Genomic DNA, 13,642 nt, shown 5'->3' on the forward strand with positions numbered 1-13,642 from the left:
CAAGCGAAATTCTCTGTCTAGAGCCAGCGCCGCACCCGAGCCTTGTAGGCGCGGTACTCGCTGCCGAACTTCAGCTCCAGGTATTGCTCCTCCCGAAGAATGACGCCGCGGCGGATCACGAGGACGGCTGCGGGAAGGAGGGTGAGAGCGATAAGGCTGCCGAGAGCGAGCGCGAGAGCGGCGTAGACAAGGGCCATGCCGACATACATCGGGTTGCGGGTCACCCGGTAAACTCCGCTCGTTACGATGGCGGTGGTCGGTTGCCATGGCTCCGGCCTGGTGCCCGCCTTCCGGAAGAGCCCGAGCGCGCCCGCCAGGAAGACGACGCCTGCTCCGAACAGCAGGACTGCCAGCACCTTCGCCGGGAGTGCAGGCGGAAGCGGCCATCCGCTGGCATACCTGTCGGCAAGCACGCCCGCGGCCCAGGAGCCTGCAAACACCAGGGCCGGAGGAGCGATCACTCCGGGATGGTCATGGGTTTCGCCGGAAGTCGCAGTCATGATCTCACCTGTTGCCATTCTCTGCCAGACAACCTAATTGCTCTGGTGACTAGAGGTTCAAGGGGAAAATGACGGATGTATTCGATTGGAGACCTGTCGCGGCGGACGGGAGTGAAAGCTCCTACCATCCGCTACTACGAGCAGATGGGGCTGCTGGAAGCGCCGGAGCGCTCAGAGGGAAATCAGCGACGCTTCGCGAAGGCCGAGCTAGAGCGATTGGCATTCATCCGTCACGCCCGCGACCTTGGCCTAACGATCAACTCGATCCGGCAGCTCATCGATCTCAGCGGACATGCTGACAGGCCGTGCGCCGATGCAGACAGAATCGCCAAAGAGCAGCTCGCCTCCGTCCGGGAGCGAATTGCAAAGCTGCAGAAGTTGGAGGAAGAACTCGAACGTATCGCTACCTGCTGCACGGGCGAAACCGTCGGAGACTGCTATGTCATCCGCGCCTTGTCCGACCACTCCCTTTGCGGGCACGAGCACTGAAGGTCAGAGGGCGCATCTCATTCGCTTTGTGTAATTTGTTGTGCAGGGAGCCGACCCGTCCGACCGAATTACCGCGCTACGGCGAGCACAGAGCGCCGGCTCCGGACTTCGCGACCGCTCTTCACAGCGGCGCTTCGCGCCACGGTCAATCCGGCCCTCAGACCGACCGTCGCCGCCGTCGATCTCAGCGGATCAGGTCTGGCTCATTGCTTCGTGCTCGCCTCCCGGAACGCCGCCTCTCCGGCCTCCGAAACCTCGGCCCACTTCTTGTCGGCTGCCGGATCCGCGGCGTAGCTGTCGTGCCAGTTCCACCATTTGTAGGCCGGGGTCTGCGGATAGCCCTCGGGCGAGTCCTCCCAGGCCTCCTGCCGGCCCAGCGGCGTGATGTCGAGATAGTTCCAGGTGCCGCCCATCTGCTCGTCGCCGCGGTTGTTGATGAAGTAGGTGCGGAACACGCGGTCGCCGTCGCGGATGAACACGTTGTGGCCGTGCCACTCGTCGACACCGAAGTCGGCGTCGAAGCTGTCGGTGAGGGTGAACCATGGTATCTCCCAGCCCATCCGCGCCTTCAACCGCGCGATATCCGCCTGCGGCGCACGCGAGACAAAGACGAGAGTGGTGTCACGGGCGTTCAGATGGGCGAGGTGGGCGACCTGGTCGGCCACCATGGAGCAGCCGCGGCAGGCATGGTCGGGCCAGCCGAACACTCCCGGCTCGAAGAAGGCGCGGTAGACGATCAGCTGACGCCGACCGTCGAACAGGTCGAGCAGGCTCACCTTCCCGTCAGGCCCCTCGAACGCATAATTCTTCTCCACCGCCATCCACGGCATCCGCCGCCGCTCGGCGGCCAGCGCGTCACGGGCGCGGGTCTGGGCCTTTTCCTTCACGAGCAGCTGCGCGTGGGCCGCTTCCCACTCCTGCGGCGACACCACCGGTGGTGTGCGCATGGCAGTCTGTCCGCTTTTCAGTTCGCTCTTGGCTGCTGAAGTCATGGCTTCCTCCTGATCTGGGCGAATTCCCGCGTCGCTGAAGCACGGCTCATTCGCTGCTCATCGCTGGTTGTTGGGCCTAAAATAGTTTGGCACCGGAAAACGACCAGTGGGAGTAACAAGTGTGACGCTATTATCCCCTCGGCGCGTTGAACCGCGTGGCGCGGCGCGACGGTGCTCCCGCCGCATGCCCCGGGGCGCTGGCGCCATTCAAAATTTTGAGGGCAGCGTTTCGAAGATTGGGCTCAAACTCAAATCAGACTGGCTGCCGCCAATGGCCGAGAACCTTGCTGCTTGAACTGGTCGGCGGGAACTAGCAAAGAGCGCCATAACGGGCATCCGACACTGAACGCAAGAGCGGACGTTGACTCTGTTCTCCGCTACATCAACCCCACCAATCTACCGTCCACCGGGCTATGTCGAAGACGAACGGTGGAGATCGACTCGCGCCACGGCGTAGGCGTCAAGAGAGATGAATTGGTCATCCAACCGTCTTCCGGGACTTTCCATGAAGTTCGGATCGGCTGCCGCCCGCTCGAACTGGTCGGCAGCAAGAAGAGCAATGCGGGCGCTGTTCGGCGTATCCGAAAGCTGCACTGATTGCTTTTTGGCAGTAAGATTCGAGAGCCACAGCGTCGTGCGCCCGTCTTTTTCGGCCGCGATCGCCGCGATGCTGTCAGCTCCGGAAGTTGCCACGGACAGCAGGGTGGCCCCACTGAGTTTTGAGAGGCCTGCCATGACATGGAAAGCGGGATACACCATTCGGCCATCCTGTTCGTCAAACCACGGCTGCACGAAATCGGCCTTCCTGTAGACGTATCCGAACGGGCCGGTGAAGTCGCCGAATGCGACGGCCTCGATTCCCTCGCGCGCGCAGGCCGCGAAATAGCCGACTGTCCAAGTCGCATTGAACAGGCCGCGCTGCCGAGGATCGATGCGGCTCAGACAGACGCGACCGTTCGCTTCATTCGGCGCAGTGGACTTGCCGTAGGGGTTCTCGCGGCAGCCTAGCTGACTGGGACCTATACGCAGGGGCAAGCGGTCGCCCATGAAAGCACGGGTAGAGCGGATCAGATGGGGGATAGCCTGAAGCGTCTCCATTACGGAGACATCATCTGCTGCGTGCACGTTTGGACAGGTGGTGAAGGTTGCGTAGTCGAGCGCTCCGGTTGGCGGACGCTTGCGGTTTAGCTCGGTGAAGTATGCGGCCATGCCGCCGCCCAGCGGCACCCCGGGGAAAGCCCGGCGGGCGGCGGCGTAGTTTTGCTCGAAGGTGGGCATCGCCGGCCACGGTGCTCCCGGCTGCACCGACTTCATGTCCTGCGCCGGAAAGACGGAGACAGCTTCTGGATTGAGGCGAAGGCTTTGGACAGCATCCGCGAGAGGCGCCAATTCGCCGAAAGGATCGAGCGTGCCCTTGGTGATGATCTCAAGTACGACGCCAGCGCCGGTCAACTGTGCCAGGGCGGTGTAACCTTCAAGTTCATCCTGGCCGTGCCCGAACCGGAGATCGACTTGGCAGACCACCCACTGCGGAGCCAATGGTCGAATGAGCTCGGCGACTTCAAACGCGTGCTTCGCCTCGTCGGCAGCGACGCCGATGCCAATGCGGGGCACTCGACCGATGGCTCTGCCAATCGTCAGGTTGATGGATGGATCGGGGTTTTTGGAAGACCCGGCAGGGAGCGTTCCCAACAGCTGAAGTCGGACGGCCTGCGTGAATTTCTCGCCTTTCGGCAATCTGTAGGGCCACGGGCGACGCAGGGGACGGACATAGGTTTTGTAGGAGGCGTCGGACCAATTGCGCTGATCCTCCATCTCAAAGGCGTCACCTTCCATGGTGCATGTGGCCCAGATTCCAGGCACGATCTCGTGCGAAAGCGCGCGAATGTCGGTGAACGGACACCTAGGATCGATGGTGTCCGGAAAAAGCGAGAGTTTTTCGCGACCGTCCTCGTGCAGCACCTTTACCGGCTTGCCGGCCAAACCCTCGATCGGATGCAGCACGACGAAGCCGGTTCTGTTGGTCAATACGTCAGTTTCGGGCTCTGCCTTCACCACAAACGACAGCGCACCGTCGCTCCCGCCTGCGATCCGCGCCTGGTAGACCAGCCGACCGCACGCACCGGCGCATGTTCCACGATAGGCGACGCTGAACGCATCCGGCTTTTCATCGATCTGAAGGTCATCGAGAACGGGCGTCTCGGTTCCCCAGTTCTCGTCCCGTACGAGAAATGAAATCCCGCGCAGAACCTCTACCCCGCCGATCCGTACATAGCGTATCGCCCCATTGTCAAACTCGACCGACAAGGGTCCCGCGCGCAGTGTCCGCAACTGCGGATCGACCTGTTCGGTCCCACACAAGCGGATTCCTCGAGGTGCTGCCGTGGTCAAATCGCTCTCTCGGTCTTGGCGTCGAAAATCGAGGCCCGGTTCATGTTGATGTCGATCGGCAGTCTCTCGCCGGGACGACTGACGTCGTGCGCCTGCAGTTCCGCCATCACTGGCGCGCCGGCCAGGCGGAAGGTCGCATAGCTGCGCGAGCCGGTCGGCTGCAGCAGGTCGATCGTTGCGTCGTAGCGAAACGTGCCCTGCGCAGGTGTCGCAGCATGCGCGCGCGTCAGATGTTCTGGCCGCAGTCCAAGCAGCACCGCCTGTCCGTCAATGGCGCCATTCAGGCTCCGGCCGGGGGCGACCGGAAGCAGCGCCTCGGAGAGCCGGATGGCGGCAGCGCTGCCGTCCAACTTCAGCGTGCCCGGCAGGAAGCTCATCCGCGGCGAACCGAGAAAGCCAGCGACGAAGGTCGAGGCGGGGCGCTCGAACAGCTCGAGCGGCGCGCCCTGCTGCTCGATCATTCCGTCGCGCATCAGCACGATGCGGTCAGCCAGAGTCATCGCTTCGATCTGGTCATGGGTGACGTAGATCATCGTTGTCGCAATGTCCTGGTGAAGGCGCTTGATCTCGCCGCGCATCTCGTCGCGAAGCTGCGCGTCGAGGTTGGACAGCGGCTCGTCGAACAGGAAAATGCGCGGGCTGCGGACAATGGCGCGGCCGATGGCGACCCGCTGGCGCTGCCCGCCGGACAATTGGCGCGGAAAGCGCCCGAGCAGCGGGGTGATGCCAAGCATGCGCGCCGCCTCGGCGACGCGCGTCTCCACCTCCGATTTCGGCATTTTTCGCGCCTTTAGGCCGAAGCCAATGTTTTTCGCCACGTTCATGTGGGGATAAAGCGCATAGTCCTGGAACACCATCGCCACGTCACGGTCGCGCGGTCGGAAATCGTTGACCACTTCGCCGCCGATCTCGATCGTGCCTTCCGAACTCTCCTCCAGCCCTGCAATGGTCCTCAGCAGCGTACTCTTGCCACAGCCGGACGGGCCGACCAGCACGGTGAACTCGCCGTCGCGAATGTCCAGGTCTATGCCGCGCACGGCATGGAAGGCGCCGTAGCGCTTGTGCAAGCCGGTGATCCTGACTTCGGCCATGCCGACCCTTTCTATCCGCGAATAGCGCCGAGCGTGAGCCCGCGCACGAGATGTCGTTGGGCAAGTACTCCCAGCGCGATCGACGGTACGAGGGAGACGATGGCCAGGGCTGCCGCCTCGCCATATTGCGCGCCCTGGAAACCGATGAAGGCGCGAAACACCGTTGGCAGCGTGAAAGCAGTGCGGCTGGTCAGAATCAGCGCGAAGAAGAACTCCGTCCAGCAGGCGATGAAGGCGAAGACCGCCGCCGCGACGATGCCTGGCGCGGCGAGCGGCACTGCGACGCGCCAGAACGCCTCCCACCGCGTGCAGCCGTCGACAAGGGCCGCCTCCTCCATCGATTTCGGCATGCCGCGGAAATAAGCGAACATCATCCATACCGACACCGGCAGCGTGAACACCGTATAGGCGATGATCAGGCCAATATGCGTGTCGTAGAGGCCAACGCCGCGGTAGATCAGGAACACCGGCAGCACGATGCCGATGGGCGGCAGGAAGCGCTGTGACAGCACCCAGAACGACAGATGCTGGCCGCCGGTGTTGTAGCGCGCCAGGCTGTAGGCCATCAGCGTGCCGAACAGGGCCGAGAGCACCGTTGCCGACAGCGAGATGATCAGGCTGTTGATCAGCCCGTCGAGGCCGCGATAGGCGAACAGCGCAGCTTCATAGTGGACAAGGGTGGGTGCGGTTGGGAACCAGACGGGCGGCACGGTGAGATAGTCGTCGCTCGGCTTGATCGAGGTGTTGAACATCCAGTAGAGCGGCCACAACACGAAGACCAGGAAGAAGCCGAGCAGCAGGATGCGGCCGACCGGTATCGACCGGCGTTTCGGGCGACGGACAGGCGCGACGGCCGCCATCAGACCGGCTCCGTCTTCAAAAGCCGTCGCACCAGCAGCATTACCACGAGCGCGGTGAAGATCAGGAACAACCAGCTTCCGGCGGTCGCCTGCGACAGATGGAATTGGGTGAAGCCGACCGTGTAGAGATAGTAGGAAGCGGTGTAGGTCCGCGTGCCTGGCCCGCCGCCGGTCATGATGAAAATAGTATCGAACATGCGGATTGCATCGAGCAGCCGAAAGGTCAGCGCCAGCAGCATCATTGGCGCAAGATGCGGCAGGGTTATCGCCCAGAACGCTTGCCAGGCATTGACCCCGTCGAGTTCCGCCGCCTCGTAAAGGTTCGGGGGAATGGCGGTAAGCCCGGCGAGCAGGATGACGAACATGAACGGTGTCCACTGCCAGACATCGGCGATGATCAGCGAAACATAGAGCCATGGCGATTCGGTCATCCAGCCGATCGTCACCTCCTGCCCCAGAAGTTGCGTCAAGATGTAGTTGGTCGGCCCGAAAGGCCGCTGCAGCAGCAGCGTCCAGGCCTGGCCGACGATGACCGGGCTGATGAACAGCGGCACGATCAGGATCGACATGATCACGCCGCGGCCCGGAAAGCTGCGAACCATGGTCAGCGCCACGAGAAGTCCGAGAACGAATTCGATAGCGACGCTAATCCCCGACAGCCACGCTGTCAGCAAAAGCGACCAGCGCGCGACGGGATCGAACACGACGCGCTCGAAATTCTTCAATCCGACAAAGGCGTGGCCCGGCACCTGGAAATCATAGTTGATGAAAGACACGACCAGCGAGAACAGCAGCGGATAGACCGAGAGCGCCAGGATCAGCAGTACTGCTGGCGCCACCAGCAGCCATTTGAAGTGGCGGTCCGCCCAATTTGCGAAGCCCGACAGCCGTGGCGGGGCGCCGGCGGCCTTCAAGCGACTGATGGTTGCGGTATGCTGCATCGATTACATCCCAAAACCTGCCTGGCGGTTGCGACGAGGTGTTGCGGACCAAGCGCCCGCAACACCGATTTTGGTCAAGAATGCCGGCCGGCGTCCCTGAGGCAGGCCGAGCTCAGAGGGTGACCGCCATGCCGAGCTTCTCCACCGTGTTGTCGGCAGTAGCACCCGGCAGTTTCAGGAACTCGGTGTAGAATGCCTTCTGCGAATCGACGCCGAGCCGGTCGGTCGTCTCATTCCACTCGGCCGCCGCTGTTTCTAGCGACGCCTTCGGATCCGCACCGGCCCACACAGCTGTGCACATGCGGTCGATGCTTAGGAAATAGTCCTGTGCGCCGGGCATGATCGGGTCGAGGAGGCCGACATTGGCCGAGTTGTTAAGATTGCTCAGATACTCCTTGGCGCTCGGGAACAGCGCGCCGTAAAGCTCGGATTTGAAGTGGGAGATGCGGTAGGGATCGCGCAGGGCGTAGGGCAGCATGCAGCGCGCAAGCGAGACGGGTGGCGAGCAGGCCCATTGCATGAAAAGGTAGGCCGCTTCGGGGTTCGCCGAATCCGCCGACAGCGCCTTGTTGTAGCCGGTCGCATGGTCAGGATTGCCGGGCACGACCGCGTAGCCGACCTTGCCGGCGATCTGCGATTGCGGGATGAAGTTGATTGCGGTGGCCGACTGCGAATAGTTCGCGGCCATGCGGCCAGACGGCGGCCAGGAGTAGATCATCGCTACCTTGCCGGTCAGGAACGCCGCCCACAGCGAGACGGCGTCGAGTTCATTGTTGCCGGGGATCGACGCCGCATTGGCTGCAATCATGTTCTGCAGCGTCTTGACGCCGGCATCCGAAGCCAAGCCGGCCTTCATGTCGTCGCCGAACAGTTTTCCACCGTTGGCGCGGTACTGCTGCAGAAAGTCGAACTGGTTGCCGGGACTGCCCGCCTTGCGGAAATGGCCGGCGCCATAAACGTTCGGCGCCATCTGGTCTGTGATGAACTGGGCGATCTGGGCATATTCCTCCCAGGTCTTCGGCGGCGCCAGCTTGGCGTTGAACTTGGCCTGGTAGGCCTCCACCATCTTCGGATCCTCGAAGATGTCCTTGCGGTAGTAGAGGGCGAACATGTCGCCGTCGTCGAAGAAGCCCCAGATCTTGCCCTTGTAGGTCGGCAGCGCCTTGTAAAGAGGATGATAGTCCTCGAGGTCGGCCGGGTTCATGTATTTGGCGATGTAATCGTCGAGGGGTGCGATGACGCCGCCATCGGCTAGCGACGGCGTCCAGGCTGGCGAGATGTCGAGGACGTCATAGGCGCCTGAGCCGGCAATGTGCTCGGCAACCGCCTTGGAGTACTGGTCCGGGTTCGACAGTTCGACCACGTTCGACTTCATGCCCGTAAGCTGCTCCCACATCGGTCCACTGAAATTGCGCGGGTCGAGAGCCTGCAGGCCTGCCTCGTAGGTCATGTTCAGCGTGACGCCCGAATGCGCCTTGGCCGCCTCGACGGCGCGGAAGGCGGAACCATCCGCCGGGCCTTCCATCGACGCCTTCATGGCCGCCGCCTGCGCCTGGCCGAGCGGTGAAGCGGCGTCTGCCAGTTCGAGCTTCTGCTGCGCCAGCGCCCAATCCGTCATCATGGCGAGGATCGGTCCGGACGCCGCCAGCATGCCGGTCATCTGGCCGAAGCGGGTTATGAAAGTTCGGCGGGTGGTTTCGCCGCGCATAAAGGCGTCGACCTCTGCTTCGAGGCCTGCCTGAAAGTCACGTTTTTCATGATCGTTCATAGTACTTGGTCCTCCCATTTTCGTTTGCCTTCACTCGTCCGCGGGCGCGGCGGTCGAGCATTCCTCTCGTGAAGCCGCCGCGAAGGCGCGGCGGCGCGCCGAATGCTCGTACTCCTATGTCCCGAAGCGGGCGGCGAAACCAGCCAGCCGATTCTTCCATGCCTCGCTTGAAAGCACCTCGCGATTGACCACGCCGCGCGGCTCGCGGCCGTGCTGCACCTCGATGACCGCTTTGACATCCGCAGCACCGTTTCCGGCAAAACACTGGTCGGTCCAGCAGAGCGCGTGCGGCGTCAGGATAATGTTGTCGAGCTTGAGGATCGGGTCGTCGGCATCCGGCGGCTCCTGCTCCAGCACATCGAGCCCCGCGCCGGCGATGCGGCGCTCCTGCAGCACTTTCGTCAGCGCCACCTGGTCGATGATCGGACCGCGCGCGGTGTTGATCAGGTAAGCCGTCCGCTTCATCAGCGCGAGCCGCTCGGCATTGACGATGTGGTGGGTCTGAGGCGTTAGCGGGCAGTTCACCGACAGCACATCGGCGCGGCGGAACAGATCCTCCAGCTCGACCAGTTCGATGCCCAGTTCGGCAGCGACTTTGCTGTCGGCGAATGGGTCATGGGCGATGAAATTCATATCGAAGGGCTTGGCCAAGCGAAAGACCTCGGCGCCTATATTGCCGATGCCGAGCGCCCCCAACGTACGCCCGACGAGACCAACGCCCATATGATCCGAACGCTGATTGAACCCGGCAGGCCCCTTGCGGGTCAGCGCGTCCTTGGTGAGCAGTTTGCCGGTCATTGCCAACATGAAGGTGATGACGGATACGGCGACCGGCCGCCGCACCCCGTCGGGCGTGATGACAAGGGCGATGCCGGCGGCGGTGCAGGCCTCGACGTCGACGGTATCGTAGCCGACTCCGAAACGGGCAACGACGGCGAGGCGGCCGCTCTTGGGGACACTGGTCGCATCGAAGCGATGGCTGAGCAGGATCAATGCATCGAAGTCCTCAAGCTGATCGCCGCGCAGCGGATTGTTCGGCTCCAGGAACGCCATCTCGATGCCGGGCGCATTGCGCAGCGGCTCCAGGTCGAAGTCGGGATAGGTCGGCGCGCCGTCCGGCTTGCGGAAATCACCGGAGAGCGCCACCCTGAACATTGTGTTGGCCATCGTCTCCTCCGCCTCACTCGCACCCGGCCCGGATCTTCGAGACCGCGTCGGCCATCGCATCGTGCAGAACCCAGACGTCACCCGAATAACAGATGAAATCGAAGCCTTTCGCGTAAAAGTCGTGACCCTGCTGGACGGTTGGTACCAGGCGTCCAAGCGATTTGTTGTGCTTCTTGGCGGCGGCAACGATCTTGTCCATCGCCGCGGTGAAGATCGGATGGGCGAAGTCGCCGGGAACCGAGTGAGACCGACAGATCGAAATGTCCGACCCACAGACAGTCGACCCCGTCCAGTCCCGCGATGCCGTCGATGTTCTTGACGCCGTCGGCGGTCTCGATCAGGCAGATAAACACCGAGCGCTGGTTGGCCGTTTCGAATTTATCTGTGACCGAGCCCGGACGGTAGCGGTCATGCGCGATCTGTAGCGCTACGCCGCGAGCGCCAGCAGGATGGTATTTCATCGAATTGATGATGTGCTGAGCCTGTTCGACCGTACTCACCATCGGCGCGATCAGCCCTTCAGCGCCCATGTCCATGGCGCGGGCGAGGAAATGGTAGTCCTGCGACGGCACACGCACCATGACCGGCAGGTCGGCCGCCTCGAAATAGCGGATCGCGCTCTTCACCGTTTCCAGGCTGAAGCCCGAATGCTCCATATCGAAGAAGACGAAGTCGCAGCCGGCGGATTTCAGAATGTGCCCGATTCCCGGCGTCGCGAATTCGGCGACGAGCGTGCCGAGCTTGACCCGTCGGTGCGCAGCCAACCCCTTGAGACTAGGCTCTGACATACATTTCTTCCCCTTCGCCCAAAGAGCAATCCGGCTATGCTTTCTTCAAGGCGTAGCTTCGAGAACGAGGTCGCAGATCGTCACCAACTTGGTGTCGACGAGCGGCGCGCTGTGCGTGTTGAATTCATCGAAATGCGCCGTCCGGCAGTGTTCGTTGAAAGCGGCCTCGCTGTCGTAAATCTCGTAGAGCACGACCCGGTCCGGTTCGCCGCGCGCCTCCGTCACGTCAAAGCGGCGGCAGCCGACCTCGTTGCGCACCGACGCGGTCGCATTGGCGTCGACGAGCTTTCGGAAGCTGTTTCGGGCGCCCGGCTTGAGGCGGAAATCGACCCAGACGACGAAGCTGGTCATCACTTGGGCCTCGCGATTTCCAGATAGCGCCTCGACACATATTCCAGATGCCTGCGCATCGCCGCTTCGGCCCCGTCCGGATCGCGCGCCGCGATCGCCTCGAAGATTTCGCGATGGGCCTCGTAGGCCTTGCGGTCTTCACCTTCGGCCAAAGTCGTTCGCCGCTGTTCAAGCAGCCATTCGGCCAACGCCGCATGGATAGCTGTGAAGATTCGATTGCGGGTGATCACCGCCAGCACGTAGTGGAAGTCCACGTCAGTGCGTTCGAAGCGCGTGAGGTCGCCGATCGATTGCCGGTTCATCTCTAGCGCCGCCTTGAGGCTTTCAATGTCCTCTGGCGTGGCATTCACAGCGGCGTTGCGGGCAAGCCCGACCTCGAAAAACAAACGTGCGCTCTGGAAGTCCTGAACCCCGCCCGGGGCCGAAATCATGTGTCGCGCCGGGCCTGAGAGGGCGTCGAGTACGAATTGGGGTGTGGGGCGGGTGACGCGGGCACGCTCACCGGACCTCACCTCGACAAGGCCCATCTTGCTCAGATGCAGCAGCGCCTCACGGATTGAGGGGCGCCCGACCCCGAATTGCCGCATGAGTTCCCGTTCCGACGGCAGCCGCTCGGCTTCGGCCAGTTCTCCCTTGCGGATCATCCGCTCGAGGCGTTCTGCAACCTCGTCCGAAAGCTTCCGCTGCTTGATCAGGACACCGATCACTTGGCATACCTTTGATACCAGTTAAGCACGCTATTGCCATAGCGCCCCCATGTCAAACACAACTCAAATCGACAGACGCCCGCCTTCAAGCGCAAACAAGCGAGCGAGGCTTTGGCTCTTTTCCTACAAGCAACTTGCTCACTAGCTGAGCGATCAGCCAACGCTGTCAGTTCGCGTCAGGATCATTTCGGATCGAACGAGATTGATCGGCAGCGGACGTCGACAATTCCGGTCGGTGGCATCGCAAACCTTGCGGACTAGCCGAAACACCCCTCCACTTCGTCATCCCGGGCGGCGCAAGGAGCGAGGCGACGCGGCGCAGCCCTGGGATCCATCATGCCGTTATCTCAGCCGAAGAATGCAGCAGACCAGAACCGAACGCTACCACCCCGTGAAAAAGCTCGAACCACTCTGGATTGGACGGTCCGTTGCGGGAGAATATATGGACAGCCCTGTTCCAGCCGCCGCCGACTCGATTTGCAAATCGGCGCAAAAGCTCCCAATCTGGTCGCCGCCGCAGCAATGCTTGATACTTGTTAGACGGCGAAATAATGGGAGGAAATTCGCACATGAAAAAGACCTGTGTCCGTCTGGCGGCAACGGCAGTAATGCTCGTCTGTGCCGCCAGCTCGGCTTACGCCGACAGCCTCACCCTCTATTGCGCCGCCGACGAGGCCTGGTGCCAGCAAATCAAGACCAGCTTCGAGGAAAAGACCGGCATCACCGTCGACATGACCCGCAAGAGCTCAGGCGAGACATATGCCCAGGTGCGCGCCGAGGCCGGAAACCCAAAGGGCGACGTTTGGTGGGGCGGCACCGGCGATCCTCATCTTCAGGCCGCCGAGGAAGGACTGACCGAGGAATATACGTCCCCGAAGCGCGGCGAACTGCACGACTGGGCGATCAAGCAGGCGGAAGCCGCCAACAACAAGACGATCGGTGTTTACTCCGGTGCGCTCGGCTTCGGCTACAACAAGGATCTGTTGGCCAAGAGCAACCTGCCGGAGCCGAAATGCTGGGCCGACCTGACCAAGCCGGAATACAAGGGCCACATCCAGATGGCCAACCCAAACTCATCGGGCACCGCCTATACAATGCTCGCGACGATGGTTCAGCTGATGGGCGAGGACAAGGGTTTTGAGTACCTGAAGGCGCTCCACGCCAACATCAACCAGTACACCAAGTCCGGCTCCGCTCCGATCAAGGCCGCGGGTCTCGGCGAAACGACCATCGGCATCGTTTTCATGCATGATGCGGTGACGCAGACGGCAGCCGGCTTCCCGATCGTCACGGTGGCGCCTTGCGAAGGCACCGGCTATGAGATCGGCTCGATGTCGCTGATCAAGGGCGCCCGCAACCCGGAAGCAGCGAAGCAGTTCTACGACTGGGCGCTGACCGCCGAGATGCAGTCGAAGGCCAAGGACGTGAAGTCGTTCCAGTTGCCGTCGAACAAGAACGCCACCGCGTCCGAACTGTCGCCTGACCTGTCGACCATCAAGCTCATCGACTACGATTTCAAGAAGTATGGATCGAGCGCCGAGCGCAAGCGCCTGCTGCAGAAGTGGGATACGGAGGTCTCGACCCTGCCGCAGTGATC

At 62.3% G+C, this 13,642-nt stretch carries 13 protein-coding genes; 2 read left to right on the plus strand and 11 right to left on the minus strand.

Annotated elements, in window-relative coordinates; all coding sequences use genetic code 11:
• Window positions 1-17: 17 nt before the first annotated feature.
• On the minus strand, window positions 18-500 hold the full coding sequence (locus tag AC0L2R_RS21970) for a methyltransferase family protein (RefSeq protein WP_473511510.1): 483 nt from the start codon (window positions 498-500) through the stop codon (window positions 18-20).
• Between the two features lie 75 nt (window positions 501-575).
• Between AC0L2R_RS21970 and AC0L2R_RS21975 the strand changes: the two genes are divergently transcribed.
• Complete coding sequence (locus AC0L2R_RS21975) at window positions 576-989, plus strand: MerR family transcriptional regulator (RefSeq protein WP_287342711.1); 414 nt, start codon at window positions 576-578, stop codon at window positions 987-989.
• A gap of 203 nt (window positions 990-1,192) precedes the next feature.
• Here the strand turns inward: AC0L2R_RS21975 and AC0L2R_RS21980 are convergent, their stop codons facing one another.
• The 10 genes from AC0L2R_RS21980 to nanR form a co-directional block, all read right to left on the minus strand.
• On the minus strand, window positions 1,193-1,981 hold the full coding sequence (locus tag AC0L2R_RS21980) for a DUF899 domain-containing protein (RefSeq protein WP_473511512.1): 789 nt from the start codon (window positions 1,979-1,981) through the stop codon (window positions 1,193-1,195).
• A 411-nt stretch (window positions 1,982-2,392) separates the two neighbouring features.
• Entirely contained in the window at window positions 2,393-4,372 is a 1,980-nt protein-coding gene (locus AC0L2R_RS21985) for a D-apionate lactonase family protein (protein ID WP_473511514.1), read from the minus strand.
• Window positions 4,369-5,463: an ABC transporter ATP-binding protein gene (locus AC0L2R_RS21990; RefSeq protein ID WP_091598167.1), complete on the minus strand. Its 1,095-nt coding sequence runs from the start codon at window positions 5,461-5,463 to the stop codon at window positions 4,369-4,371. Before AC0L2R_RS21990 ends, AC0L2R_RS21985 begins: the two co-directional genes overlap by 4 nt.
• A gap of 11 nt (window positions 5,464-5,474) precedes the next feature.
• Window positions 5,475-6,323, minus strand: a complete 849-nt coding sequence (locus AC0L2R_RS21995) for a carbohydrate ABC transporter permease (protein ID WP_473511516.1) — start codon at window positions 6,321-6,323, stop codon at window positions 5,475-5,477.
• Window positions 6,323-7,264 (minus strand): carbohydrate ABC transporter permease, encoded by a 942-nt coding sequence (locus AC0L2R_RS22000; RefSeq protein WP_287242094.1) that lies wholly within the window; start codon window positions 7,262-7,264, stop codon window positions 6,323-6,325. Before AC0L2R_RS22000 ends, AC0L2R_RS21995 begins: the two co-directional genes overlap by 1 nt.
• 112 nt (window positions 7,265-7,376) lie before the next feature.
• Complete coding sequence (locus AC0L2R_RS22005; protein WP_473511518.1) at window positions 7,377-9,032, minus strand: extracellular solute-binding protein; 1,656 nt, start codon at window positions 9,030-9,032, stop codon at window positions 7,377-7,379.
• Window positions 9,033-9,146: 114 nt separating this feature from the next.
• On the minus strand, window positions 9,147-10,199 hold the full coding sequence (locus tag AC0L2R_RS22010; protein WP_473511519.1) for an NAD(P)-dependent oxidoreductase: 1,053 nt from the start codon (window positions 10,197-10,199) through the stop codon (window positions 9,147-9,149).
• Between the two features lie 77 nt (window positions 10,200-10,276).
• Entirely contained in the window at window positions 10,277-10,963 is a 687-nt protein-coding gene (locus tag AC0L2R_RS22015; protein WP_473511521.1) for an HpcH/HpaI aldolase family protein, read from the minus strand.
• A gap of 69 nt (window positions 10,964-11,032) precedes the next feature.
• Window positions 11,033-11,338: a putative quinol monooxygenase gene (locus AC0L2R_RS22020; protein ID WP_473511522.1), complete on the minus strand. Its 306-nt coding sequence runs from the start codon at window positions 11,336-11,338 to the stop codon at window positions 11,033-11,035.
• Window positions 11,338-12,045 carry a transcriptional regulator NanR gene (gene nanR, locus AC0L2R_RS22025; RefSeq protein WP_473511523.1) on the minus strand — a complete coding sequence of 236 codons (708 nt, stop codon included), beginning with the start codon at window positions 12,043-12,045 and terminating at the stop codon, window positions 11,338-11,340. The genes AC0L2R_RS22020 and nanR overlap by 1 nt, the downstream gene beginning before the upstream one ends.
• Window positions 12,046-12,653: 608 nt before the next feature.
• Between nanR and AC0L2R_RS22030 the strand changes: the two genes are divergently transcribed.
• Complete coding sequence (locus tag AC0L2R_RS22030; protein ID WP_473511666.1) at window positions 12,654-13,640, plus strand: ABC transporter substrate-binding protein; 987 nt, start codon at window positions 12,654-12,656, stop codon at window positions 13,638-13,640.
• Window positions 13,641-13,642: the final 2 nt, after the last annotated feature.

This window comes from Mesorhizobium sp. WSM4820, assembly GCF_055811075.1.